The organism is Actinoplanes sp. URMC 104, from assembly GCF_051386375.1.
In the GTDB taxonomy this organism is placed as follows: Bacteria; Actinomycetota; Actinomycetes; order Mycobacteriales; family Micromonosporaceae; genus Actinoplanes.
This window is the reverse complement of record NZ_JBPQTO010000002.1, coordinates 2,072,204-2,097,031: the sequence shown is the minus strand read 5'-3', so window position 1 is coordinate 2,097,031 and position 24,828 is coordinate 2,072,204. Positions and strand designations below refer to the sequence as shown.

Annotated in this window: 23 protein-coding genes; 14 read left to right on the top strand and 9 right to left on the bottom strand. The window is 71.8% G+C overall.

The genetic code is table 11. The features are described from left to right. Positions 1-8 precede the first annotated feature (8 nt). From ACSNN8_RS10840 to ACSNN8_RS10795, 10 genes are all read left to right on the top strand, one after another. Positions 9-875 carry a Rossmann-like and DUF2520 domain-containing protein gene (locus tag ACSNN8_RS10840; protein WP_436648522.1) on the top strand — a complete coding sequence of 289 codons (867 nt, stop codon included), beginning with the start codon at positions 9-11 and terminating at the stop codon, positions 873-875. Further along, on the top strand, positions 872-1,699 hold the full coding sequence (gene panC, locus ACSNN8_RS10835) for a pantoate--beta-alanine ligase (protein WP_436648521.1): 828 nt from the start codon (positions 872-874) through the stop codon (positions 1,697-1,699). Before ACSNN8_RS10840 ends, panC begins: the two co-directional genes overlap by 4 nt. Beyond that, positions 1,699-2,118, top strand: a complete 420-nt coding sequence (panD, locus tag ACSNN8_RS10830; protein ID WP_436648520.1) for an aspartate 1-decarboxylase — start codon at positions 1,699-1,701, stop codon at positions 2,116-2,118. Before panC ends, panD begins: the two co-directional genes overlap by 1 nt. Positions 2,119-2,194: 76 nt before the next feature. Then, the gene (locus ACSNN8_RS10825) at positions 2,195-3,112 is read left to right on the top strand and encodes a septum formation family protein (protein ID WP_436648519.1); all 918 of its coding nucleotides are present in this window, start codon (positions 2,195-2,197) and stop codon (positions 3,110-3,112) included. A gap of 62 nt (positions 3,113-3,174) precedes the next feature. Then, a complete protein-coding gene (locus ACSNN8_RS10820) occupies positions 3,175-4,815 on the top strand; it encodes an L-aspartate oxidase (RefSeq protein WP_436648518.1) in 1,641 nt (546 codons plus the stop codon). 14 nt (positions 4,816-4,829) lie between these two features. After that, the gene (gene nadC, locus ACSNN8_RS10815) at positions 4,830-5,681 is read left to right on the top strand and encodes a carboxylating nicotinate-nucleotide diphosphorylase (RefSeq protein ID WP_436648517.1); all 852 of its coding nucleotides are present in this window, start codon (positions 4,830-4,832) and stop codon (positions 5,679-5,681) included. 538 nt (positions 5,682-6,219) lie between these two features. Then, entirely contained in the window at positions 6,220-6,978 is a 759-nt protein-coding gene (locus tag ACSNN8_RS10810) for a type III pantothenate kinase (RefSeq protein WP_436648516.1), read from the top strand. 77 nt (positions 6,979-7,055) lie between these two features. Then, positions 7,056-8,564 (top strand): lysine--tRNA ligase, encoded by a 1,509-nt coding sequence (gene lysS / locus ACSNN8_RS10805; RefSeq protein WP_436649506.1) that lies wholly within the window; start codon positions 7,056-7,058, stop codon positions 8,562-8,564. Positions 8,565-8,683: 119 nt separating this feature from the next. Then, positions 8,684-9,040, top strand: a complete 357-nt coding sequence (locus ACSNN8_RS10800) for a histone-like nucleoid-structuring protein Lsr2 (protein WP_436648515.1) — start codon at positions 8,684-8,686, stop codon at positions 9,038-9,040. 351 nt (positions 9,041-9,391) lie between these two features. Then, positions 9,392-11,914 (top strand): ATP-dependent Clp protease ATP-binding subunit, encoded by a 2,523-nt coding sequence (locus ACSNN8_RS10795; RefSeq protein ID WP_436648514.1) that lies wholly within the window; start codon positions 9,392-9,394, stop codon positions 11,912-11,914. A gap of 107 nt (positions 11,915-12,021) precedes the next feature. Here ACSNN8_RS10795 and ACSNN8_RS10790 read toward each other — a convergent pair whose 3' ends face one another. From ACSNN8_RS10790 to ACSNN8_RS10780, 3 genes are all read right to left on the bottom strand, one after another. Beyond that, positions 12,022-13,404: a glycoside hydrolase family 43 protein gene (locus ACSNN8_RS10790; protein ID WP_436648513.1), complete on the bottom strand. Its 1,383-nt coding sequence runs from the start codon at positions 13,402-13,404 to the stop codon at positions 12,022-12,024. Beyond that, positions 13,401-15,896: an alpha-L-arabinofuranosidase C-terminal domain-containing protein gene (locus ACSNN8_RS10785; protein ID WP_436648512.1), complete on the bottom strand. Its 2,496-nt coding sequence runs from the start codon at positions 15,894-15,896 to the stop codon at positions 13,401-13,403. Before ACSNN8_RS10785 ends, ACSNN8_RS10790 begins: the two co-directional genes overlap by 4 nt. A 149-nt stretch (positions 15,897-16,045) precedes the next feature. Then, entirely contained in the window at positions 16,046-16,942 is an 897-nt protein-coding gene (locus tag ACSNN8_RS10780; RefSeq protein WP_436648511.1) for an A/G-specific adenine glycosylase, read from the bottom strand. Positions 16,943-16,963: 21 nt separating this feature from the next. On the opposite strand from ACSNN8_RS10780, the gene ACSNN8_RS10775 reads away from it, so the two are divergent. From ACSNN8_RS10775 to ACSNN8_RS10760, 4 genes are all read left to right on the top strand, one after another. Then, positions 16,964-17,467 (top strand): glycine cleavage system protein R, encoded by a 504-nt coding sequence (locus ACSNN8_RS10775; RefSeq protein ID WP_436648510.1) that lies wholly within the window; start codon positions 16,964-16,966, stop codon positions 17,465-17,467. Continuing rightward, a complete protein-coding gene (gene def / locus ACSNN8_RS10770; protein ID WP_436648509.1) occupies positions 17,464-17,991 on the top strand; it encodes a peptide deformylase in 528 nt (175 codons plus the stop codon). Before ACSNN8_RS10775 ends, def begins: the two co-directional genes overlap by 4 nt. 84 nt (positions 17,992-18,075) lie before the next feature. After that, positions 18,076-18,849, top strand: coding sequence for an adhesin (locus ACSNN8_RS10765; protein WP_436648508.1), 774 nt, complete (start codon positions 18,076-18,078; stop codon positions 18,847-18,849). Continuing rightward, positions 18,850-19,371 (top strand): 2'-5' RNA ligase family protein, encoded by a 522-nt coding sequence (locus tag ACSNN8_RS10760; RefSeq protein ID WP_436648507.1) that lies wholly within the window; start codon positions 18,850-18,852, stop codon positions 19,369-19,371. It begins immediately after the preceding gene. A 36-nt stretch (positions 19,372-19,407) separates the two neighbouring features. On the opposite strand, the gene ACSNN8_RS10755 is transcribed toward ACSNN8_RS10760, so the two are convergent. From ACSNN8_RS10755 to ACSNN8_RS10730, 6 genes are all read right to left on the bottom strand, one after another. After that, a complete protein-coding gene (locus ACSNN8_RS10755) occupies positions 19,408-20,016 on the bottom strand; it encodes a DUF6518 family protein (protein WP_436648506.1) in 609 nt (202 codons plus the stop codon). Positions 20,017-20,533: 517 nt separating this feature from the next. Further along, positions 20,534-20,863: a hypothetical protein gene (locus ACSNN8_RS10750; RefSeq protein ID WP_436648505.1), complete on the bottom strand. Its 330-nt coding sequence runs from the start codon at positions 20,861-20,863 to the stop codon at positions 20,534-20,536. Positions 20,864-20,982: 119 nt separating this feature from the next. Continuing rightward, a complete protein-coding gene (locus tag ACSNN8_RS10745; protein ID WP_436648504.1) occupies positions 20,983-21,258 on the bottom strand; it encodes a hypothetical protein in 276 nt (91 codons plus the stop codon). 27 nt (positions 21,259-21,285) lie between these two features. Beyond that, positions 21,286-22,464, bottom strand: coding sequence for a DNA integrity scanning diadenylate cyclase DisA (gene disA / locus ACSNN8_RS10740; RefSeq protein ID WP_436648503.1), 1,179 nt, complete (start codon positions 22,462-22,464; stop codon positions 21,286-21,288). Between the two features lie 73 nt (positions 22,465-22,537). Continuing rightward, positions 22,538-23,956: a DNA repair protein RadA gene (radA, locus tag ACSNN8_RS10735; RefSeq protein ID WP_436648502.1), complete on the bottom strand. Its 1,419-nt coding sequence runs from the start codon at positions 23,954-23,956 to the stop codon at positions 22,538-22,540. A gap of 30 nt (positions 23,957-23,986) precedes the next feature. Continuing rightward, entirely contained in the window at positions 23,987-24,730 is a 744-nt protein-coding gene (locus ACSNN8_RS10730; protein WP_436648501.1) for a hypothetical protein, read from the bottom strand. Positions 24,731-24,828: the final 98 nt, after the last annotated feature.

Below are 24,828 nucleotides of genomic sequence, written 5' to 3'. Positions count from 1 at the left end.
ATCCTGATATGAGCGCATCGTCGCCCCTGACCGTGGGTGTCGTCGGGGCGGGCCGGGTCGGCGCCGTCCTGGGCGCCGCACTGAACGCCGCCGGCCACCGCGTGGTCGCCGCCGCGGCGGTCTCGGCCGCCTCCCGCGAGCGGGCCGCCCGCCTGCTGCCCGGCGCCGCCATCCTGCCCGCCGACGAGGTCGCCCGCGCCGCCGAGCACCTGCTGCTGCTGGCCGTGCCCGACGACGCGCTCGCCGGCGTCGTCTCGGGGCTGGCCGCCACCGGCGCGCTGCGCCCCGGGCAGAAGGTGGCGCACACCTCGGGCGCCCACGGCCTCGACGTGCTGGGCGACGTCGAGGGCATGGCCCTGCACCCGGCGATGACCTTCACGGGCGCGGACTCCGACCTCGAGCGCCTGCCCGGCATCGCCTGGGGCGTCACCACGGCCGACCGGGTCTTCGCCGCCCGGCTCGTGGCCGACCTCGGCGGGGTGCCCGAGTGGGTCGCCGAGGACGCCCGGCCGGTCTATCACGCGGCCCTCGCCCACGGCGCGAACCACCTGGTCACGCTCGTCAACGAGGCCGCCGATCTGCTGCGCGCGGCGGGGATCGCGGAGCCCGCCCGGATCCTGTCGCCGCTGCTGCACGCCGCGCTCGACAACGCGTTGCGGCTGGGCGACGCGGCGCTGACCGGTCCGGTCTCGCGGGGCGACGCCGGCACGGTCGGCAAGCACCTCGACCGCATGCCGGCCGAGGCCGTGCCGGCGTACCTGGCTCTGGCCCGCCGCACCGCCGACCGCGCCATCGCCGCAGGCCGCCTGCGCCCGCAGGACGCTGCTCTGCTGCTCGACGTCCTGTCCCGTGCCGGAGTGGGGAGCGCCGCATGACCACCCTGATCCACACGCGCCGCGAGCTGGCCGCGATCCGCGGGACAGCCGGGACGGCGGTCGTGATGACGATGGGCGCGCTGCACGAGGGCCACCGCCGGCTCATGCGCGAGGCCCGCGAGCGGGCCCCCTTCGTCATCGTGACCATCTTTGTGAACCCGCTGCAGTTCGGCCCGAACGAGGACTTCGACAAGTACCCGCGCACGCTCGAGGCCGACGTCGAGGCGTGCCGGGAGGAGGGCGTGGACGTGGTCTTCGCCCCCGGCCGCGACGAGGTCTACCCGGGCGGCCCGCCGTCGATCACGATGAACGCCGGCCCGCTGGGCGAGATTCTCGAGGGCGCCAGCCGTCCCGGGCACTTCGCGGGCATGCTTACCGTCGTCGAGAAGCTGCTGCTGCTCACCCGCGCCGACGTGGCGTTCTTCGGCGAGAAGGACTTCCAGCAGCTCGCGCTGATCCGCCGGATGGTGCGGGACCTCGAGCTCGGCGTCGAGATCGTGGGCGTGCCGACCGTACGGGAACCGGACGGCCTGGCCCTGTCGAGCCGCAACCGCTACCTGTCCGCCGAGGAGCGCCGCGCCGCCCTGGCCCTTTCCCGGGCCCTGCGCGAGGGCGCCACCCACACCGACCCGGACGCGGTGCTGGCCGCCGCCAACAAGATCCTTGCCGAGGAGCCGGGCGTACGGGTCGACTACCTCGCGCTCACCGGCCCCGACCTCGGCGATCCGCCGCCCACCGGCCCCGCCCGGCTGCTGGTGGCCGCCCGCGTCGGCGCCACCCGCCTGATCGACAACGTGCCGCTGACCCTGGAGAGGGCCGCCTGATGCTCCGCACCATGCTCAAGAGCAAGATCCACCGGGCCACCGTGACCCAGGCCGACCTGCACTACGTGGGCTCGGTGACGATCGACCTCGACCTGCTCGAGGCGGCCGACCTGATCCCCGGCGAGCAGGTCGCGATCGTCGACGTGACCAACGGCGCCCGCCTCGAGACGTACGTGATCCCGGGCGAGCGGGGCAGCGGCGTGATCGGCATCAACGGCGCGGCCGCGCACCTGGTGCACCCCGGCGACCTGGTCATCCTCATCTCGTACGGCCAGATGGAGGACGCCGAGGCGCGCGCCTACCAGCCGCGCGTCGTGCACGTCGACGCCGCCAACCGGATCATCGAGCTGGGCGCCGACCCGGCCGCGGCCGCCGAGGGCATGCCCGGTGGCCTGACGCGGGGGGATCGCGCCGCGTAAAAGCCCGACGCCGCCGCTACCGCCACCATATGATCAGAAACCGGACATCGGCGGCGCGCGGGGAAGGCGTGGGTTCATGCGACACCGGCTCGGCCTCCGGCTGGGGATCACCGCCGTCCTGGGCACGGTGCTGCTCACCGCGGGATGCGCGCGGCCGGGGGGCGTCGACGGCGACCTGACCAACGGCTGGGGCGCGATGGCGCCGGCGACGGGCTTCGAGCCGAACACCGGCGCCTGCCACACCGCCAACTTCAACCCGGTCGGGGCGCGCGGCACGTACGAGGAAGTCGACTGCACCGCCAAGCACCGCACCGAAACCGTGCACGTCGGCACGTACGAGTCGCCGGCCGCGGACGCCGACGTCCCGCCCGCCGACGGCTCCGCGGGCGCCCGGGCCGCCTATTCGGTCTGCGACCAGAAGACCACCACGTTCGTCGGCGGTCCGTGGCGCAACGCCCGGCTCTGGATCGGCGTCATCCACCCGACCGCGGCCGCGTGGAGCGGCGGCGCCCGGTGGTACCGCTGCGAGGTGCTCGAGCTGAACTCGGTCGAGGACGACGGCGGCCTGGTGCAGCGGGACAGCAGTCTGCGTGACGCGCTCGCCGCCGGCACCTCCGACCTGCTGCTCGGCTGCTACGCGATCCAGATGGACGGCAACGGCGCGATCGCGACGATGCCCGAGGTGAGCTGCGCGGCCAAGCACAACGGCGAGTTCGCGGGGGTGTGGTTCGCCAAGGACCTCGACTACCCCGACGACGACGCCACCTGGGCGAAGTTCCACGACGGCTGCCGCGCCCTGATCGCGGACTACGTCGGTGTGCCCAAGGACGCCGACCTGCAATACCGTACGGGCGTGGTGTCGCTGCCCGGGGGCGCGGACGTCTGGGCGCAGGGCGACCGCGGGGTGCGCTGCTACCTGTGGCTGGACGGCGTGGAGCTGACGTCGTCGCTCAAGGGCAAGGGCATCAAGAGCCTGCCGGTGCAGTACAAGTAACGGTGACCACGAATGTCCGCCCCCGGCGGGAAACTGTCGTACCCGCGGGGTGTACTGAGCAAATGGATGTCGCCGACCTTCCGGAGCTGCCCCGCCGGCTCGCCGCCCCCGAGCCCGGCTGGAGCGAGACCACCGACGTGCTCGTCGTGGGCTCCGGCGTGGCCGGGCTGACCGCCGCGCTCCACCTGCGCGAGCAGGGCCTGCACGTCACCGTCGTCACCAAGGTCAACATCGACGACGGGTCGACCCGGTGGGCCCAGGGCGGCATCGCCGCGGTGCTCGACCCGCTCGACACCCCAGCCGCCCACGCGAACGACACCGAGATCGCCGGCGTCGGGCTGTGCGACCCGGCCGCGGTGCGCGTGCTCGTCGAGGAGGGGCCTGCCCGCGTACGGGAACTGATCCGGCTCGGCGCCGCCTTCGACCGCAACGCCGACGGGTCGCTCATGCTCACCCGCGAGGGCGGCCACCGCGCCGACCGCATCGTGCACGCGGGCGGCGACGCGACCGGCGCCGAGGTGCAGCGCGCCCTGCACGAGGCGGTCCGCCGCGACCCGTGGATCCGCCTGGTCGAGCACGCGCTGGTGCTCGACCTGCTGCGCGCCCCCGACGGCCGGGCCTGCGGCATCACGCTGCACGTGCTGGGCGAGGGCAGCGAGGACGGCGTGGGCGCCATCCTGGCCCGCGCGGTCGTGCTGGCCACCGGCGGCATGGGCCAGATCTACGCCTCCACCACCAACCCGTCGGTCTCCACCGGCGACGGCGTGGCGCTGGCGCTGCGGGCCGGCGCGGTCGTCACCGACGTCGAGTTCGTGCAGTTCCACCCCACGTCGTTCGTCAGCGCCGGCATCACGTCGGTGCAGCGGCCGCTGATCTCCGAGGCGCTGCGCGGCGAGGGCGCCCACCTGGTCGACGAGTCCGGCGTCCGGTTCATGGTCGGGCAGCACGAGCTCGCCGAGCTGGCCCCGCGCGACGTGGTCGCCAAGGGCATCCACCGGGTGCTGCTGCAGACCGGCGCCGACCACGTCTACCTCGACGCGCGCCACCTCGGCCGGGAGTTCCTCGAGCAGCGCTTCCCGACCATCGTCGCGTCCACCCGCGCGGCCGGCATCGATCCGGCCGCCGAGCTGATCCCGGTCGCGCCCGCGGCCCACTACGCGTCCGGGGGCGTACGCACCGACCTGCACGGCCGCACGAGCATCCCCGGCCTCTACGCCTGCGGCGAGGTCGCCTGCACGGGCGTGCACGGCGCGAACCGCCTGGCCAGCAACTCGCTGCTCGAGGGCCTGGTCTTCGCCCGGCGCATCGCCGACGACATCGCCCGCGACCTGCCCCCACAGGCCGACCCCGCTGATTCTTCTGCCGCCGACGGCTGGGTCGTCTCCCCGTCCGTGCGCGCCGAGCTGCAGCGGTCGATGACCCACGGGGCCGGCGTGCTGCGCTCGGCCGACTCGCTGGGCGCCACCGCCAAGGAGCTGGCCCGCCTCGCCGAGCAGCGCGACACCCCCCGCAACGCCGCCTGGGAGGCGACGAACCTGCTCACGGTCGCGACGGTGCTGGTCGCGGCCGCGCGCACCCGCCGCGAGACGCGCGGCTGCCACTGGCGTGAGGACTTCCCGGTCGCCGAGGACGAGTGGCGCGGCCATCTGCTGCACACCCTCGACCGCACCCGGTTGCACCAGTCCTTCGAAGAGATGGCCTGACCACAGGGGGAACCATGAACGAGCTCGACGTCGCCGAGGTGGAACTCGTCGTCCGCACCGCGCTGGCGGAGGACCTCGGCTCGCCGCCGCACGACGTGACCAGCGAGGCGACGATCCCGGCCGACCAGGTCGACACCGCCGAGCTGGTCGCCCGCGCCGACGGCGTGGTGGCCGGGCTGCCGGTCGCCGCGGTCGTCTTCAACGACACCTCGGGCCACACGGCGACCTTCGAGCAGCGGGTGGCCGAGGGTGACCGGGTGACCCGCGGCGACGTGCTGGCCGTGGTCACCGGCCCCACCCGGGCGCTGCTCACCGGCGAGCGCACGGCGCTCAACCTGCTCAGCCGCATGTCCGGGGTGGCCACCCACACGCGCCGCTGGGCCGACGCGCTGGCCGGCACCAAGGCGACCGTGCTCGACACCCGCAAGACCACGCCCGGCCTGCGCTACCTCGAGAAATACGCCGTACGCGTCGGGGGCGGCACCAACAAGCGCATGGGCCTCTACGACGTCGCCATGATCAAGGACAACCACAAGCTCGCCGCCGGCAGCATCACCGCGGCCTACCGCCTGGTGCGCGAGAAGTTCCCCGAGGTGGCCGTCCAGGTCGAGGTCACCACCGTCGCCGAGGCGGTCGAGGCCGTCGAGGCGGGCGCCACGTTCCTGCTCTGCGACAACATGCCGCCCGACCGGCTGCGCGAGGTCGTCGCCGAGGTGGGCGACCGGGCCGAGCTCGAGGCCACCGGCAACCTGCGCCTCGAGAACGTCGCCGAGTACGCGGCAACCGGCGTCGACTACCTCTCGGTCGGCGGCCTGACGCACTCGTCCCCGATCCTGGACATCGCGATGGACCTGCGCGCCCGCTAGCTCCCGTCGTCAGCTGCCCCGCCTCCGCGGGGCGGCCGCTGTGTCGGGCTCTCCGCTGTGCGGACGTCCGTCCTGTGGATGACCGTGCCGGCTCGGCTCTGTGGACGGCCTTCACTCCGGCCGCCCTCAGCCGGCTCGACTCCGCGGATGGCCGGCACCGCCGCTGGTCTTCCGCGCGCAACCCGTCAGCTTCGCTCTGTGGATGGCCGGCACCGCCGCTGGTCTTCTGCGCCCGTAACCCGTCAGCTTCGCTCTGTGGATGGCCGGCACCGCCGCCGGTTTTCCGCGCGCAACCCGTCAGCTTCGCTCTGTGGATGGCCGGCACCGCCGCCGGTTTCCGCGCGCAACCCGTCAGCTTCTGGCTGTGGACAACCCCTCATCTCCGGCCTGTGGAGAACTCGGATTTGCGCCCGGGCGGCGGCGTATGGTTGGCCAGCCCCCAGGGCGGGCGGGGTCTGCCCGGCCTGACTGACACGATGGAACGACGCGGCTCGCGCACACCGCCGACACCCCGAACTGAACCCTTGGAGCCCCCGCCGTGCTGCTCTGCATCGACATCGGCAACACGAACACCGTGCTGGCCACCTTCGACGGCGACAAGCTGGTGCACAACTGGCGCATCAAGACCGACGCCCGCTCCACCGCCGACGAGCTCGGCCTGATGTTCCGCGGGCTGCTGGCCGGCGACGCCGTGGAGATCACCGGGGTCGCCGCCTGTTCGACCGTGCCGGCCGCGCTGCGCAGCCTGCGGACGATGCTGGCGCGCTACTACGGCGACCTGCCCAACGTGATCGTCGAGCCGGGCGTCAAGACCGGTGTGCAGCTCGCCATCGACAACCCCAAGGAGGTGGGCGCCGACCGGGTCGTCAACACGCTCGCGGCGCACGCGCTCTACGGTGGGCCGTCGATCGTGGTGGACTTCGGCACGACCACCAACTTCGACGTGATCAGCGAGCGGGGCGAGTTCCTCGGCGGGGCGTTCGCGCCGGGCATCGAGATCTCGTTCGACGCGCTCGCCGCCCGGGCCGCCCAGCTGCGCAAGGTGGAGCCCGCGCGGCCGCGGTCGGTGATCGGCAAGAACACCGTGGAGTGCCTGCAGTCGGGCATGTACTTCGGGTTCGCCGGGCAGGTCGACGGGATCGTCTCGCGCATGATCGACGAGATCGGGCCGGTGCGCGCGGTCATCGCGACCGGCGGGCTCGCGTGGCTGGTCAAGGACGAGTGCAAGACCATCACCGCGCACGAGCCGATGATCACCCTGATCGGTCTGCGCATGGTCTACGAGCGCAACGTCTGACCGGTATTCGTTTCCGGCCGGGGCGGGCCCTGAGTACGCTTTCAGGGCCCATCACCAGCCATACAGAGAGTCGTGCCGTGACCGAGCAGAATGTGGCCGTTCCAGACCCCGCCGAGGACCTTCCCGAGCAGATGCGGGTCCGCCGGTCGAAGCGGGACCGGATGCTCACCGAAGGGGTGTCCCCCTACCCGGTGACCGTCGCGCGGACGACCACACTCAAGCAGGTCCGCGAGCAGTACGCCGAGCTGCCCACCGACACCGCGACCGGCGACCAGGTCTCGGTGACCGGCCGCGTGATCTTCGTGCGCAACGGCGGCAAGCTGTGCTTCGCAACCCTGCGCGACGGCGACGGCACCGAGATCCAGGCGATGCTCTCGCTCGACAAGGTCGGCGAGCAGCGCCTGACGGACTGGAAGCAGCTCGTCGACCTGGGCGACCTCGTGTCGGTCACCGGTGAGGTGATCACCAGCCGCCGCGGTGAGCTCTCCGTGCTGGCCGGCTCGTGGGCGATGAGCGCCAAGGCGCTGCGGCCGCTCCCGGTGGCGCACAAGCCGCTCTCCGAGGAGACCCGGGTCCGCCAGCGCTACGTCGACCTGATCGTGCGCCCCCAGGCGCGCGACACCGTCCGCACCCGGGCGACGGTCGTGCGCAGCCTGCGCGAGTCGCTGTTCCGCCGCGATTTCCTCGAGGTCGAAACGCCAATGCTGCAGTTGCTGCACGGCGGCGCGACGGCCCGGCCTTTTGTGACGCACAGCAACGCTCTCGACACTGATCTCTATCTGCGGATCGCGCCGGAACTGTTTTTGAAGCGGGCCGTCGTCGGCGGCATCGAGCGCGTCTTCGAGATCAACCGGAACTTCCGCAATGAGGGTATGGACTCGACGCACTCGCCGGAGTTCGCGATGCTCGAGGCCTACCAGGCGTACGCGGACTACAACGTCATGCAACAGCAGGTGCGCGAGTGGATTCAGGAAGCCGCCTTCGCGGTCGCCGGATCACACATCGTGACGCACTTCGACGGCACCGAGTTGGATCTCGGTGGCGAGTGGGCGTCGGTGACTCTCTATGGTTCGCTCTCGGCCGCGCTCGGCGAAGAAGTCACGCCCGGCACCGATATCGTGCAACTCCAGCGGTATGCGGAAAAGCACGACCTGTCGGTCGACCCGAAGTGGGGCCCCGGCAAGCTCGCCGAGGAGCTGTTCGAGCACCTGGTGCAGCACACGCTGCAGGCGCCGACATTTGTGCGGGATTATCCCGAAGAGACCGCTCCGCTGACCCGCGCGCACCGCGAAACGCCGGGTCTGACCGAGAAGTGGGACCTCTACGTCATGGGCTTCGAACTGGCGACCGCCTATTCCGAGCTCGTCGACCCGGTCGTGCAGCGCGATCGGCTGGTGGCGCAGTCGTTGCTGGCCGCCGGCGGCGATCCCGAGGCGATGCAGCTGGACGAGGATTTCCTGCGCGCCATGGAGTACGGAATGCCGCCGACCGGGGGCATGGGAATGGGAATCGACCGGCTTCTGATGGCGCTGACCGGGCTGGGCATTCGGGAAACGATCCTCTTCCCGCTCGTACGGCCGGAGTAAGCACCGCCGAGCAATCCGTTGCCGAAATGTTTCTACCGCCATTGACGTACGACGCCGCGTGCGCGTTATTGTCTGTGCGTTGCTTCGGGGAGAACCTGTGTTCGGGAGGATTGCGGCGCGTGGCCAAGCAGATCATTCACAAGCTGGTCGATGACATCGACGGAGGCGACGCCGACGAGACGGTGAAGTTCGCGCTCGACGGCATTCAGTACGAGATCGACCTCTCGGAGAAGAACGCCGCCAAATTGCGGGAGCTCTTCGAGCCCTACGTGGTGGCCGGCGCCAAGGTCGCCCGCGGCGGGGTGGTCGTGGGTGGCCGGGCCGCCCGCGGCCGGGGCGGCGCCACCGCCGACCGGGAGCAGAACAAGGCGATCCGGGAGTGGGCCAAGAAGTCCGGCAAGGACATCTCCGACCGGGGCCGCATCCCGCAGGAGATCGTCGACGAGTTCCACGCCAAGGGGCCGGGACGCAACTGATCGCCGCCCGACCGACGCAGCAGGGCCCGCCACGCGACCGTGTGGCGGGCCCGCTGCTTTTTCGCTGCGTTCCCGGTCGCGCGCGTAGAGTTATCCACAGGTGGGGACAACGTTGTCCACAGGCTGTGGACGCCGGGAACCGGATTTCGCTGTCCGCGTAGCCGTTCCGCTGGGGGAACAGCGGTTGAGCGTGCGAAGTTGGCTCTATCAACGTTGCGGACGGTTTCGAGGGGCCGTGAGGACCCAGCAAGACCACCCGGCGGCGATAGAGTTGTCTGTACGGGTATCACCGATGCCCGTGCGCTGGCCCCGCCAGTCCATTGGCGCACGGCACGTGAGGAGCACGAGGGCATGTTCGAGCGGTTCACCGACCGAGCGCGACGGGTTGTCGTCCTGGCCCAAGAAGAGGCCCGGATGCTCAACCACAACTACATCGGGACCGAGCACATCCTGCTCGGCCTGATCCATGAGGGTGAGGGCGTCGCGGCCAAGGCTCTGGAGAGCCTCGGCATCTCCCTCGAGGGAGTGCGGCAGCAGGTCGAGGAGATCATCGGCCAGGGCCAGCAGGCGCCGAGCGGGCACATCCCGTTCACGCCCCGAGCCAAGAAGGTTCTCGAGCTGTCGCTGCGTGAGGCGCTGCAGCTCGGCCACAACTACATCGGCACCGAGCACATCCTGCTCGGCCTGATCCGCGAGGGCGAGGGCGTCGCCGCCCAGGTGCTCGTGAAGCTCGGCGCCGACCTCAACCGGGTCCGCCAGCAGGTCATCCAGCTGCTCTCCGGCTACCAGGGCAAGGAGCCGGCCGCCGCCGGCGCCGCCGCGGGCGAGGCCGCCCCGTCGACGAGCCTGGTGCTCGACCAGTTCGGGCGCAACCTGACCCAGGCCGCCCGCGAGGGCAAGCTCGACCCGGTCATCGGGCGCGAGAAGGAGATCGAGCGGGTCATGCAGGTGCTGTCCCGCCGCACCAAGAACAACCCCGTGCTCATCGGCGAGCCGGGCGTCGGCAAGACCGCGGTCGTCGAGGGCCTGTCCCAGTCGATCGTCAAGGGCGAGGTGCCCGAGACGCTCAAGGACAAGCAGCTCTACACGCTCGACCTCGGTGCGCTGGTCGCCGGCTCCCGCTACCGCGGTGACTTCGAGGAGCGCCTCAAGAAGGTGCTCAAGGAGATCCGCACCCGGGGCGACATCATCCTGTTCATCGACGAGATCCACACCCTGGTCGGTGCGGGTGCCGCCGAGGGAGCGATCGACGCGGCGAGCATCCTCAAGCCGATGCTGGCCCGTGGCGAGCTGCAGACCATCGGCGCCACCACTCTCGACGAGTACCGCAAGCACCTGGAGAAGGACGCCGCTCTCGAGCGCCGCTTCCAGCCCATCCAGGTCGGCGAGCCGTCGCTGGCGCACACCATCGAGATTCTCAAGGGCCTGCGCGACCGCTACGAGGCCCACCACCGGATCAGCATCACCGACGCGGCACTGGTCGCGGCCGCGACGCTGGCCGACCGGTACATCTCCGACCGCTTCCTGCCGGACAAGGCGATCGACCTGATCGACGAGGCCGGCGCCCGGATGCGCATCCGCCGGATGACCGCGCCGCCGGACCTGCGTGACTTCGACGAGCGCATCGCCCAGGTGCGCCGCGACAAGGAGTCCGCGATCGACGCGCAGGACTTCGAGCGGGCCGCGCAGCTGCGCGACAAGGAGAAGCAGCTGCTGGGCCAGAAGGCGCAGCGGGAGAAGGAGTGGAAGGCCGGCGACCTCGACGTCGTGTCCGAGGTCGACGACGAGCAGATCGCCGAGGTACTGGGCAACTGGACCGGCATCCCGGTCTACAAGCTCACCGAGGAGGAGACCTCCCGGCTGCTCCGCATGGAGGATGAGCTGCACAAGCGGGTCATCGGCCAGGAGGACGCGGTCAAGGCCGTCTCCAAGGCGATCCGGCGCACGCGGGCCGGCCTCAAGGACCCGAAGCGCCCGTCCGGCTCGTTCATCTTCGCCGGCCCGTCCGGTGTCGGTAAGACCGAGCTCTCCAAGGCGCTCGCGGAGTTCCTGTTCGGCTCGGAAGACGCGCTGATCCAGCTCGACATGTCCGAGTTCCACGACCGGTACACGGTGTCCCGCCTCGTCGGTGCCCCTCCCGGCTACGTCGGTTACGACGAGGGTGGCCAGCTCACCGAGAAGGTGCGCCGCAAGCCGTTCTCCGTGGTCCTGTTCGACGAGATCGAGAAGGCCCACCCGGACGTCTTCAACACGCTCCTGCAGATCCTCGAGGACGGCCGCCTGACCGACGGTCAGGGCCGGATCGTGGACTTCAAGAACACGGTCATCATCCTCACCACCAACCTCGGCACCCGCGACGTTGCCAAGGCGGTCTCCCTGGGCTTCCAGGCCTCGGAGGACGTCGAGAGCAACTACGACCGGATGAAGGTCAAGGTCAACGACGAGCTGAAGCAGCACTTCCGCCCGGAGTTCCTCAACCGCATCGACGACACGATCGTCTTCCACCAGCTCCGCCAGGAAGAGATCCTGCAGATCGTCGACATCTTCACCTCCCGGATCGAGGGCCAGCTCAAGAACAAGGACATGGGCCTCGAGCTGACTGAGAACGCCAAGAAGTACCTGGCGAAGAAGGGCTTCGACCCGGTGCTGGGCGCCCGGCCGCTGCGCCGCACGATCCAGCGCGACCTCGAGGACACCCTCTCCGAGCAGATCCTCTTCAACGAGCTGCGCCCCGGCCAGATCGTCGTGGTGGACTGCGAGGGCGACCCGGACAACGTCGAGAAGTCCAAGCTGGTCTTCCGCGGCGCCGACCGGGGAGTCTCGGTGCCCGACGCGGTTCCCGCCGACCTGGGTGCGGCGACCTCCGAGGAGTAAGCCGCAGGACAGACAAGTGAAACGGCCCGGCTGCGATGCAGCCGGGCCGTTTCCTTTCCGGTTGGCCCGCGTACGCGGTGGGGGCGAACGCGTCCGCGGGCGTGCCGTCAGCTCAGCCGCAGGACTGTCCCGGTCGAGCCGACGGAGACCGTGGAGCTCGAGACCCGCAGGTATCCGCCGCCCTCCACGCGCAGCTGGAGACCCGTGCGGACGGTCTCCCGCCGGACCTTCACCGGCGCCGGGCCGAGCCGCAGGTCACTCCCGACGTACGAGGCGGGGTGATCGACCGAGCGGATCACCTCCGTGCCGTCGTCCTGCGCCTCGAAGCGGAACTGGGTGGCGGCCAGGTCGCGCGGCGCGCGCTGCACGACGATCGCGCCGTCGGCGGCATGGCGTACGAAGTCGTCCGGGCGGTCCGCGGGGGAGATCCGCACGATCGGGCCGCCGTCGCCCACCGGCACGCCGAACAGCGGGGTGCCGTCCGGATGCCAGTAGAGCCGCTGCACGCGCGCGTGCCGGTTGGGGTCGTACAGCGGGTCGCCGGTGATGTCGCGGTAGTCGCGGGCGTGGTAGACCAGCACGTCCGTGCGGCCGTCCTCGGCCACCGTGAACGAGTTGTGCCCGGGCCCGTAGCGCGAAGTCTCGGCGCTGGTCACGAACACCGGGTCCGGCGTCTTCACCCACGACTCGCGGCGCAGCAGGTCGGCGTCCGCGTCCGCGGTGAGCAGCCCCATGCAGTACCGCGCGTCGGTGGCGCTGGCCGAGAACGTCAGGAACACGCGCCCGTTGCGGATCAGCACGGCCGGCCCCTCGTTGACGCGGAAGCCCTGGATCTCCCAGTCACGGGTGGGCGTGGTGATCCGGGTGGGCTTGGTGGCCAGCGACCAGGGCGTGCCCATCCGGGCGATGTAGAGGCTGGTGTTGACCGCGATCTCCGGCTCGCTCTGGGCCCACACCAGATAGCGGCGGCCCCGGTGCGCGAACGTCGTCGCGTCCAGCGTGAACCCGTCCCACTCCGTCCTGAGCTGGGTCTTGAGCTGCCAGCCGCTGGCGTCGAGCGGGTCGGCCAGCGGGGACTCCAGCACGTACGTGCGGATCCGGAACACGTCGTCGGAGTCGCCGGCCGCGAAGTACACGTACCAGCGGCCGTCGATGCGGTGCAGCTCGGGCGCCCAGATGTGCCCGGCCATCCTGCCGCTCGCCGGGCGCCGCCAGATCACGGTCTCGGTGGCGCCGGTCAGCCCGGCCAGCGTGGAGGCTCCCCGCAGGGCGATCCGGTCGTACTCGGGCACCGAGCCGGTGAAGTAGTACATGCCGTTGGTTCGCGGCGTGATGAACGGGTCGGCCCGCTGCCTGACCAGCGGCTGGACGGTGGGGACGCCGTAGATCTCGGCGTCGGTGCGGGGCACGGCGGCCTCGGCCGCGCCGGCTCCGGCGAGCCCGGCAATCCCCGCGCCGGCGGCGGTTCCGAGCAGTGTGCGCCTCTTCATCGGGTCTCCAGTCGGAGGAAGGTGACCGAGCTCGCGGGGAACTCGCGGGTGAAGGTGGAGCCGAGGCCGCGGACCGTGGTGGTGACGGGCTGGATCGGCTCGGCGGACCGGGTGTTCTGCTCGCCCGGGTCTCCGGCGAGGACGGTCATGCGTCCCGTCGAGGCGACCCGGAGGTCGCCGAGGTCGATCCTGGCCGACGCCGGTTCGGCAGCGGCGTTGACGACCTTGACGATCAGCTCGCCGGTCCGCAGGTCGCGGGTGACGACCTGGGCGAACGGCTCGACGACGTTGTCGTCGTCGAAGCTGCCCCACACCTCGCCGTCGCGGATCAGCGTCACCTTGGTGCCGCGCACCTCGATCCTCAGGTCGTACGTCTGCCCGGTGTTGACCGTGTCGGGCCGGGTGAGCAGCTGTTCCTTGGCGGCGCCGCCGGTGGCCTTCTCGACCGCGCCCTGGGTGTTGTTCCAGCCGCCGAGGTTCCACCAGTACCAGGTGCCGGAGTCCTTGATCCCGAACGGGATGAGGAAGCCCTCGGCGCCGGCGGTCTTGGTCGCCTTCACCGAGATGTCGTAGTCGGTCGCGGTGATGTTCGTGGCCGCCGCCACCATCGTGTCCTCCGCGGCGAGGTCGGTCTGCGCGTACGCGCCGTCGGTGACCGTCCACGTGCCGCGGTTGGCCGGCGAGGTCCAGCCGTCCGCGTTGCCGTCGCCGAAGTCGTCCTGGAGCAGCACGGTGCCGTCGGGCGTGGTGACCTTCAGGTCGTCGTAGCGGGCGGCCGTACGCCAGGTCGAGAACCCGACGCGGCCGGTGATCGGCTGCGGCTGCACGACCCGGCCGCCGGCCAGCTTCGTGGGCACCACGCGGTCGCCGACGTTGTTCATGAACAGCTTCTGCACCTGGTAGCTGGTCGAGCCCCACGACTCGTCGTTGTCGAACCAGATCAGGTCCGGCCGCCACTGCACGTTGTCGATGTTGGCGAACAGCGGCGCGTACGAGGCCATCCTGACCACGTCGGCGTTGCGTTCGAGACCCGTCATGTACGCCGCCTCGGCCAGCGAGTTGAAGAACTTGGCGTCCTGCGAGGCGTACTCGCCGAGGAAGACCTTCGGGCCACTGCGGTCGTACGAGTCGTACCGCTCGTTGTTCTGCAGGAACCAATTCGGGCTGTTGTAGTAGTGCTCGTCGACCATGTCGGTGCCCGCGGCCCGGTTCTTGGCCCACAGGTTCTCGAAGGTCGCGCCCTGGTCGTCCGGCCCCGAGTTGCTGATCACCGTGATCGCGGGGTACTTGGCCTTGATCGCCGCGCGGAACTTCAGGAAGTTCGCGAAGTACTCCTCGGGCAGGTTCTCCTCGTTGCCGACGGCCACCATGGTCAGGCCGAACGGCTTCGGGTGGCCCATCTGCGCCCGCAGCCTGCCCCACGTGGAGGTGGCGGGGCCGTTCGCGAACTCGATCAGGTCGAGCGTGTCCTGGATGTGCCGCTGCAGCAGCGCCGGGTCGTCGGTGGCGCGGTTCTGCCCGCAGCCGGTCACCAGCGCGGGCACGACCGGCAGGGGAGCGGCGCCGATGTCCTCGGAGAACTGGAAATACTCGTAGTAGCCGAGCCCGTAGCTCTGGTTGTAGCCCCAGAAGTTGGCGTTGGTGGCCCGCGTCTCCACCGGCCCGACGGTGTCCTTCCACTGGTACGACCGGGCGCGCGGGAAGCCCGAGGCGGCGTCGTACGCGTAGTGGCTGCCCGTGTTGACCAGGCAGCCGCCCGGGAACCGCACGAAGCCGGGGCGCAGCGCGGCCACCTTCTCGGCCAGGTCCCTGCGCAGGCCGTGTCCCTTGTACGTGTCCCGCGGGAACAGCGAGACCATGTCGAGCCGCAGCGTGCCGGCGCCGGTGGTCGTCACCGACAGGCGCCCGGCGTCGCTGGTGCCGGTGGCTCGCAGCGTGCCCGCGTACTTCGTCCAGGTGTCGTTCCCGACGCTGATCCTGATCGGGGACGCGAGTGCGGCGCCGTCGGCGGTCTGCAGCGCAACCGTCAGCGGGGCCGCCGTGTCGCTGCGCGCCCACACCGAGAAGTCGTACCGCTCGCCCTTCTCGACCGCGATGCCGCTGTTGTAGCCCGCGTTGGTGACGCCGCCCGGCCCGGACAGCCGCAGATAGGTGCGGTTGCGCTCGTTGAGGCGGGCCTCGTCGTCGACGGTTGTCGCGGCGCCGGTCGCGGTCCAGCCGGTCAGCCCGGTGTAGGCCCGATTGTCCGCGGCCTGGAACTCGAAGGAGCGGTTGCGGACCAGTTCGGCGTACAGGCCGCCGTCGGCCGCGTAGTTGATGTCCTCGAAGAAGACGCCGTACATCGCGTCGCCGATCGCCGCGCCGGTGGCGGCGGGGTCCACCGTGATCGTGTAGTCGGGGGTGTCGGCGGCGGCGGCCGGTGGGGCGACCGCAAGGGGCAGGGCGGCCAGCGCGACGAGGGCGCCGGCCGTGCGGGATCGGAAGCGGGCCACGGGATCCTCCGTTGTTCGCGCGAACAACCGTCTGACCAGCCGCGGAGACGGTGGAGGCGTAGTGGCACCTGAACGGCCATATTCGCGTGATTAACGTCTATGTGAGCGTTCACTATATCGACCGTGCGGCGACTTGGGGAGGGCCCGGGTCAGAGCGCCTGGGGAGGTACCCGGGGTCCGTCGCCCGCCAGCACGAACGTGTCCTCGCTCAGCGGCTCGATCAGCCCGTCCTCGACCAGGCCGGCGAGCGCCCGGGCGCGCTGCACGTCGTCGTTCCACACCACGTCGAGGCGCTGGCGCGGCACCGGGCCGGTCGCGTGGCGCAGCACCTCGAGCAGCAGTCCGCGCACCTGGCGGTCGGTGCCCGCGTACCGCTGCGGTTTGCGGCTCGGCCCCTCCAGCGGGGGCGAGCCGTTGCGACGCCAGGCGCACACGCCGGCGAACGGGCACTCCGGGCAGCGCGGCGAACGGGCCACGCAGACCAGCGCGCCCAGCTCCATGAACGCGATGCTGGCGCGTGCGGCGCGGGCCGGCTCCTCCGGCAGCAGGTCGGCCATCGCGACCAGATCGGCGGCGGTCGTCGTCGGGCCCGCGTCCGGCTTGCCCTCGACGGCCCGCGACACCACGCGGCGGACGTTCGTGTCGACCACGGGGTGCCGTTGCCCGTACGCGAAGGTGGCGACCGCCCGCCCGGTGTAGGTGCCCACGCCCGGCAGCGCCAGCAGCTGCTCGAGATCGGTGGGCACCTCGCCGCCGTGCCGCTCGACCATCGCCACCGCGCAGGCGTGCAGCCGCATCGCCCGGCGGGGATAGCCGAGCCGGCCCCACATGCGGATCGCCTCGGAGGGCGGGTCGGCGGCTAGGTCGGCGGGGGTGGGCCAGCGCGTCATCCAGGAGCGCCAGGCGGGCTCCACGCGGACGACCGGGGTCTGCTGGAGCATCACCTCGCTCACCAGCACGCCCCAGGCGGTCGTGCCGGGCTGCCGCCAGGGCAGATCGCGGGCGTTCTTGTCGTACCAGGCGATGGCGTCGTCGGCGAGAGTCATGGCAGGTCTTACTGTAAGCGGGTGGACGAGCTAGCCATCACCGTGATCGGTCCCGACCGGACCGGCATCGTCGCCGACGTGGCCGAGGCGCTGGCCGGGGTCGGCGCCAACCTGACCGACTCGACGATGACCCGCCTGCGCGGGCACTTCACGATGACCCTGATCTGCACCGGGCCGTCGCTCTCCTCCGCAGAGGCCGCGCTCGGTTCCCTGCGCGGGGTGGTCACATCGGTCAGCTCCGTCGCTCCCGAGCCGGACAAATCAGACGGCGGGGAGCCGTACGTGGTGAGCGTCCACGGCGCCGACCGGCTCGGCATCGTCGCGGCGGTGACCCGGGTGGTGGCCGCCGCGGGTGGCAACATCACCGACCTGAGCACCCGGTTGAGCGGCACGCTGTACGTGCTGATCGCCGAGGTCGACGTGCCCGCCGGCGCCTCCGACGAACTGGCCGAGCAGCTCGCGGTCGCCGCGGCCGAGCTGGGCGTCGAGGTGACCCTGCGGCGCGCCGAGTCGGAGATCCTGTGATCACCTGGGACGGCCCCGAGGGCAAGGTCCTTCCGGTCGTCACCGCCCCGGCCACGGTGCTGAGCACGGTCGGCGACGAGGTCGACCCGGCCGACCCCGCGGTCGTGCAGCTGGCGGCCGACCTGGTCGCCACCATGCGGGTGTCGCCCGGCTGCGTCGGCCTGGCCGCGCCCCAGGTGGGCGTCGGCGCCCAGCTGTTCGCCGTCGACGTCACCGGCCACCCCAAGGCGTCGACCACGCACGGCACGTTCGTCCTCTGCAACGCGAAGATCATCGAGGCGAGCCGCTGGAAGGCCGGTCGCGAGGGCTGCATGTCGGTGCCCGACCTGACCGGCGACGTGAAGCGGGCCGGCCGGGTCGTGGTGGCTGCGGCCCTGCCCGGCACCGGCGAGGAGGTCACCGTGACGACCGACGCGTTCGAGGCACGCGCGCTGCAACACGAGATCGATCACTGCGCCGGAAAGTTGTTCCTCGATCGAGTCGCCGGGGCGCACGCGATCTACCAGCGCAAGGTCTATCTGTGATCCATCTTTAAATGAGCCGGTGTCGCATACCCCCGGCGCGTCGCGACGGTCTCGCGGGCGCGCGGGTCTACGGTGGGCCCCATCATGCGATCGACGGTTGGTCCCCTTCCTTCCGCCGTCTACTGGCGGCGCCGTGCAGTCGTGCTGGGCGCATTGGTGCTCGGCATCATCGTGCTGTTCGTTTCCTGCTCCGGTGACGACAAGAGCGACCGGAAGCAAGGCCAGAGCCCGACGTCGTCCTCGTCGCAGCTGCCGACGCCCGAGCCGGCCACGTCCGACGGCGCCTCCGGTTCCGCGCCCAGCACCGACCCGTCGTTCCTCGACGGCCGGCCCGGCAACGAGCCTTCGCTGCCCGCGCCCGGCGACCTGCAGGGCCAGCCGACCGACGGCACGCAGCAGACGCTGCCCCCGACCGGCGGCACCGGCACCGGGCAGAACAACAACGTCACCGTGCCCGCCGACGGCACCTGCGCCGACAACGAGATCTCCGTGATCCCCGTCCCGGCCGCGACCAACCTCAAGCGCGGCCAGGCGATCGAGATCCAACTGCAGATCAAGAACACCAGCGCCCGTACGTGTTCCCGCGACGTCGGCGCGGATCCGCAGGAGCTCTACATCGACCAAGGCGCCAACAAGTACTGGTCGTCGGACACGTGCAGCACGGCCAAGGGCGGCGACGTCCGCCAGCTCCCGCCCGGCCAGCAGCTGACGTACAAGGTGACCTGGAACGGCCGCCAGTCGAGCACCTGCGCCGGCGGCGCCCCCGCCGGGCCCACCCCGCCGCCCGGCCAGTTCCAGCTGCGCGGCCGCCTCGGCACCCTGCTGAGCAACCCCGTCACGCTGACCATCTCGTCCTGAGTGGTCGCCGCGCTCGAGCTCTACCTGGACGTCGACGCCACCCGCCGGGTCCGCACGCTGTGGCGCGCCCTGGAGGACGAGGGCGTGCCGACGCTGGCGTCACTGCTGCAGGAGAAGCACCGCCCGCACGTGTCCCTGGCGGCCGCCCGGACCCTGTCCCCGTCCGCTGTGGTGTCTGCCCTAGACGGCCTGCCCGTGGCCCAGGGCCTGACGCTGAGCCTCGACTTCGTCGGTCAGTTCGTCGGGCGCGTGCTCTGGCTGGGCGTCACCCCCACCGACGCTCTGCTCACCCGGCACCGGGCAGTGCACGAGCGCCTCGCCGCCGCCGGGGTCGAGGTGTGGGACCTCTATCGGCCCGGCCGCTGGGTGCCGCACTGCACGGTGTCGATGCGCGTGCCCAACCCGCTGATGGGCCACGCGATCCGGCGCTGTCTCGAAATCTTGCCCGTGAGCGCCACCGTGACCGGCGCGGGCGTCACCGACCACGCCAACGGCATCGACGTGCCGCTCCCGTTCGGCTGACCCGGCCGGCGTGCCGTTCCCGGCAGGCTGGCCCGGTCAGCGGAAGCCCGTGACCGACAACAGGGCGTAGCCGACCGCGGTCAGGGGCAGTGCGACCAGCAGCGCCGTCACCCTGTTCCGGGCGACCGACAAGGTGGCCGTCACGCCGAGCGCCACCAGCACGGCGACGAACGCCAGTTGGCCCGGCGTGTCGTAGGAGGGGTCGCCGATGCGCCGGGCCTGGATCACGGCTTCGGCGAACAGGACCGCGCCCGGCATGGCGGACGCTACGGTCGCGAGCCGCCCCGGCGTCCTGGCGAGCACGCCCGCCGCGCCGAAGACCGCCCCCGCCACCACGCCGAGGGCCATCCACAGGATCGCGTTCCGGTTGTAGAGGTTGGCCAGGTCGTCGTCCTGGATCACCGTGGCCGCGAGGTAGTAGCTCGGCACGGCCAGCACCAGGCAGACGACCGCGCCCGTGACTCCCGCCCGCAGACTCCACCGCGAACCGAACGTCAGCAGGAACGCCGCCGTGGCCCAGACCGCCATCGAGTTGCCCAGAGCCCCGAACGGCCACGGCACGTACTTGATCCACACGAAGTCGAGCAATCCCAGCAGCACGCCCGCCACCGGAGCCACCACGACGACGTTCCGCTTGATCGTCACGGTGGTGATCTTAAGAAGCAGGCTCCCGTCGCAGCATCGAACCGCGGACAGACCCCGATCCGCCGAAGGACCGAGCCGCCCGCAACGTCCCGACGGTCGCCCGAACCGGCCGACGGTCGCCCGAACCGGCCGACGGTCGCCCGAACCGGCCGACGGTCGCCCGAACCGGCCGACGGTCGCCCGAACCGGCCGACGGTCGCCCGAACCGGCCGACGGTCGCCCGAACCGGCCGACGGTCGCCCGCGCCGGCCGACGGTTGCCCGCATCGCTCGACGGTCGGCCGCACCGGCCGACGATCGCCCGCATCGCTCGACGATCGCCCGCATCGCTCGACGATCGCCCGCATCGCTCGACGGTCGCCCGCATCGCTCGACGGTCGCCCGCGCCGGCCGACGGTCGCCCGCGCCGGCCGACAGACCTCCCCGCGGGCCCTCGTCGCCGCGACCTGTTCTCATCGCAGGTGCTTGCATCGTGCCGCCCGTCGTCTCCCTACGCCGGCGCTGTCCACAAAGGCAAGTTATCCACAGGCGGCGTGGCGGCCGCGCCGGACGGCTCGTACAGTCCAGGGCGTCACGGCAACCAGCGCCACGGCAAGCAGGCTGATCACCGCCTGACCGACGCGCCCCGCCGTGACACCGGCAGCGTCGTCCACGACGTAGTTGGCGTAGGCGTTCGCGAGGGCGTCTATCACCAGGATCAGGGCACCGACCACGAGGCCCGCCGCGGGCCGCAGCAGCAGGAGAGCAACCACGAGCGCGTCGAGGAGGGTGAGCGACACGAAGAAGATCGACAGCCACCCGGGCATCGCCGGATAGGGGTTGAGGCCGCCCGTCAGCAGCTGCGTCACGTGGGCGCCCGTGCCATAGACGAAGACCAGCGCAGTCGCGGTCAGGACGACGCGAGCGCGCGCGGGCACACCGACCCAACGCCGGGGCGGGGGCACAGTGGCCCAGCGCCGGAGCGGGGTCATACCGGCACACCGCCGAAGCGGGAGCCGCCCAGCACCAGGGCGGCCGCGCACCGGGCGAGCGCGCACCCGCCGAGCGCACACCGGCCGAGCACCAGGGCGGGCACGCACCCGCCGAGCGCCAAGGTGAGCGCGCACCCGCCGAGCACCAGGGCGGGCGCGCACCGGCCGAGCGCCAAGGCGGGCGCGCACCGGCCGAGCGCTCGGGTGGGTACACCGGCCCAGCGCCGCAGCTCGGGCGCACCGGCCGAGCGCCGGCGCCGGGGCGGCGTCACGATGGGGGCCGTCCGGGGCGCGGGGAGTCAGACGTAGCGCTCGAGGATGGACGCCTCGGCCAGGCGGGACAGGCCCTCGCGGACGCCGCGGGCGCGGGCGTCGCCGACGCCGTCGACGGCCTGCAGGTCTTCGACGGTGGCGCCCAGCAGGCGCTGCAGGCTGCCGAAGTGGTCGACCAGGCGGTCGACGATCTGGACGGGCAGGCGCGGTACCTTGGCGAGCAGGCGGAACCCGCGCGGGGAGACGGCGGCGTCGAGGGAGTCGCTGGCGCCGGGGTAGCCGATGGCCTTCGCGACGGCGACCAAGTCGATCATCTCGGTGGCGGTGAGCAGGTCGAGCTCGACCAGCGCCTCGTCGAGCGTGCGCGACTTGCGGCCGGTGGGCAGGTAGTCACGGATGACCAGGGTGCGGTCGGAGTCGACGCCGGCCATGAGCTCGTCGAGCTGCAGGGCGAGCAGGCGGCCGTCGGTGCCGAGCTCGACCACGTAGCCGGAGATCTCGTCGGCGATGCGGCGGACCATCTCGAGCCGCTGGACGACCGCGACGGCGTCACGGACCGTGACCAGATCTTCGATCTCGAGCGCGGACAGGGTGCCGGAGACCTCGTCGAGGCGCAGCTTGTAGCGCTCCAGCGTGGCCAGCGCCTGGTTGGCGCGCGACAGGATGGCCGCGGAGTCGTCGAGGACGTGGCGCTGGCCGTTCACGTAGAGGCCGATGATGCGCATCGACTGGCTCACCGAGATGACCGGGAAGCCGGACTGCTTGGCCACCCGCTCGGCCGTGCGGTGCCGGGTGCCGGACTCCTCGGACGGGATCGACGGGTCGGGCATGAGGTGCACCGCGGCCCGCACGATGCGGGTGCCGTCGCTGGAGAGCACGACCGCGCCGTCCATCTTGCACAGCTCGCGCAGCCGGGTCGCGGAGAACTCGACGTCGAGCGGGAAGCCGCCGGTGCAGATGCTCTCGACGACGGCGTCGTGGCCGAGCACGATCAGCGCGCCGGTGCGGCCGCGCAGGATGCGTTCGAGCCCGTCGCGCAGCGCCGTGCCCGGGGCCATCAGCGCCAGATTGGCGCGCAGCGGATCGGCCGTCACGCCGCCACCGGTGAGACCGGGGGTCGCCGGACGATGCACCGAGCCGTTGACGCCTGGTCGTGGCGTCGGGCCGGCGGGGGCGGGTTTGGAACCATCGCGGTCGAGCGGCACCTGGACATTCTACGGACTGTCATCCAGTGCAACGAGGCGTGGTTCGATGAATGCTCCGTAGCGTGATCTGGCGTCACCGTCGGTCACCGCCGTGATCGGCCGACGCGCGGGCCGCGGACTGCAGCGCGGACCGCAGATCGCTCACCTCGATCACCTCGATGCCCTTGGGCGCCTCGGGGGCGCAGCCGGGCGGCACGAGCGCCGCCTTGAAGCCGAGCCGGGCCGCCTCGGCGAGCCGCCGGCCGACCGCGCCGACCCGCCTGATCTCGCCGGTCAGCCCCACCTCGCCGATCGCGACCAGGTGGGGCGCCATCGCCAGGTCGAGCCCGCCGGACGCGACGGCCAGCGCCATCGCCAGGTCGGCGGACGGCTCGATCAGCCGGATGCCGCCCACCGTGGCGGCGAAGACCTCGCGGTTGTAGAGCTTGAGCTGCTTGGTGCGGCGTTCGAGCACGGCGAGCACCATCGCGAGGCGGGCGCTGTCGAGGCCCGACACCGTGCGCCGCGGGGAGCCCTGCACCTCGGCGCCGATCAGCGCCTGCACCTCGGTGACCAGCGCGCGGCGGCCCTCCATCGCCACGGTCACGCACGTGCCGGGGACGGGCTCGGAGTAGCGGGTGAGGAACAGCCCGGACGGATCGGGCAGGCTCGCGATGCCGCCCTCGTGCATCTCGAAGCAGCCCACCTCGTCGGCGGCGCCGAACCGGTTCTTGACGCCGCGCACCAGCCGCAGCGAGGAGTGCTTGTCGCCCTCGAAGTGCAGCACCACGTCGACGAGGTGCTCGAGCACGCGCGGGCCGGCGACCTGACCGTCCTTGGTGACGTGGCCGACCAGGACGGTGGCGATGCCCCGCTCCTTGGCGACGCCGACCAGCGCGGCCGTGACGGCGCGCACCTGGGTGACGCCGCCGGGGACGCCCTCGGTGCCCGGGGCGGAGATGGTCTGCACCGAGTCGAGCACGAGCAGGCCGGGCTTGACCGCGTCGAGGTGGCCGAGCACGGCGCCGAGGTCGCTCTCGGAGGCCAGGAACAGCCGGTCGTGCAGCGCGCCGAGCCGCTCGGCCCGCAGCCGCACCTGGCTCACCGACTCCTCGCCGCTGACCACGAGCGACGGTGTGCCGGAGTGGGCGGCCCACTGCTGGGCCACGTCGAGCAGCAGGGTGGACTTGCCGACGCCGGGCTCGCCGGCCAGCAGCACCACCGCGCCGGGCACCAAGCCGCCGCCGAGCACCCGGTCGAGCTCGCCCACGTTGGTGGGCACGGCACGGGCGGGGGCGGCGCTGATCGTCGCGATCGGACGGGCCGGCTCGGCCGGCATGCGCGAGCTGACCACCCGGCCGGCGCCGAGCGGCGTGGTCACCGTGGACTCGATGACCGAGCCCCACTCGCCGCACTCGGGACAGCGGCCCAGCCACTTGGGCGGCTGGTGGCCGCAGGCGTCGCAGACGAAGGCGGGGCGGGCTGCCTTGGCAGCGGTGCGGGTCGAAGTCACCCCGCAAAGCTAGCGGGGTGGTACGACAAATTACTCGCCGCCGTGCTCCTCGACCTCGGCCGGTCCGCGCGACGCGGGCGACAGCGGCACCGCGAACGGGGCCAGCGCCTCGACCGGCTGCGACTGGCCGCTGACCTCGAAGACCAGGCTCAGCGAGTTGCCGGGCAGCAGCTCGTCGCTCAGGCCCGCGGCGATCACCTGCGCCTGGTCGCCGACCAGGTAGGTGACGCTGCTCAGCGGCGGGAGCGTGATGCGGGCCGGCTGCAGCGACCCGGTGGGCGGCACCGACGGCGCGCCGGGCGTGCTGGGCTGCACCGACGGCTGCGAGACGCCGCCGTTCTGGTCGACGTCGCCGGGCAGCCCGTCGGAGGTGTCGGACGGTCGGCTGCCGGACGGCTCGGGGTTGGCGCTGGGCGACGCGGCCGCCGCGCCGCCGCTGAGGCCGACCTGGCGGGCCGAGACGACGCCGGCCTGCTCGTCCTGCAGCGGGCGGCTGCTGATCAGGACGGTCATCTCCGAGGTGGTCTGGTTGTAGAGGCCGAACTCGAGGGCCGCGTCACCGTTGGCCGGGTAGCCCTCGACGTCGTTGTAGGCCACCTGGAGGTTGCGGATGAGCAGGCGCCCGTCGGGGCTCTGCGTGTTCAGGCCCGAGATCGGGGTGTCGAGCATCGCAGTCTCGGCGACCTGACCGGCCGAGCAGCCGGTCAGCCCGATCACGGCGGCCGTGGCGACACCCGCGGCCAGTGCGACGCGGCGGGTTCCCAGCGAGCGCATCACGAACCTCCAAGCGGAACAAGGGCGAACACCAGTGGACACACCAAGGGCGTAAGACCCAGCCTAGAGTGCCGGGATCGGGCGTGTGCGGCGACCCG

Coding starts and splice junctions, on each gene's coding strand:
- ACSNN8_RS10765 (WP_436648508.1), top strand. CDS start 18,076: ATGCGATCGACGGTTGGTCCCCTTCCTTCCGCCGTCTACTGGCGGCGC.
- panC (WP_436648521.1), top strand. CDS start 872: ATGACCACCCTGATCCACACGCGCCGCGAGCTGGCCGCGATCCGCGGG.
- ACSNN8_RS10780 (WP_436648511.1), bottom strand. CDS start 16,942: ATGACTCTCGCCGACGACGCCATCGCCTGGTACGACAAGAACGCCCGC.
- ACSNN8_RS10795 (WP_436648514.1), top strand. CDS start 9,392: ATGTTCGAGCGGTTCACCGACCGAGCGCGACGGGTTGTCGTCCTGGCC.
- ACSNN8_RS10790 (WP_436648513.1), bottom strand. CDS start 13,404: ATGAAGAGGCGCACACTGCTCGGAACCGCCGCCGGCGCGGGGATTGCC.
- ACSNN8_RS10820 (WP_436648518.1), top strand. CDS start 3,175: ATGGATGTCGCCGACCTTCCGGAGCTGCCCCGCCGGCTCGCCGCCCCC.
- ACSNN8_RS10825 (WP_436648519.1), top strand. CDS start 2,195: ATGCGACACCGGCTCGGCCTCCGGCTGGGGATCACCGCCGTCCTGGGC.
- nadC (WP_436648517.1), top strand. CDS start 4,830: ATGAACGAGCTCGACGTCGCCGAGGTGGAACTCGTCGTCCGCACCGCG.
- ACSNN8_RS10840 (WP_436648522.1), top strand. CDS start 9: ATGAGCGCATCGTCGCCCCTGACCGTGGGTGTCGTCGGGGCGGGCCGG.
- ACSNN8_RS10730 (WP_436648501.1), bottom strand. CDS start 24,730: ATGCGCTCGCTGGGAACCCGCCGCGTCGCACTGGCCGCGGGTGTCGCC.
- panD (WP_436648520.1), top strand. CDS start 1,699: ATGCTCCGCACCATGCTCAAGAGCAAGATCCACCGGGCCACCGTGACC.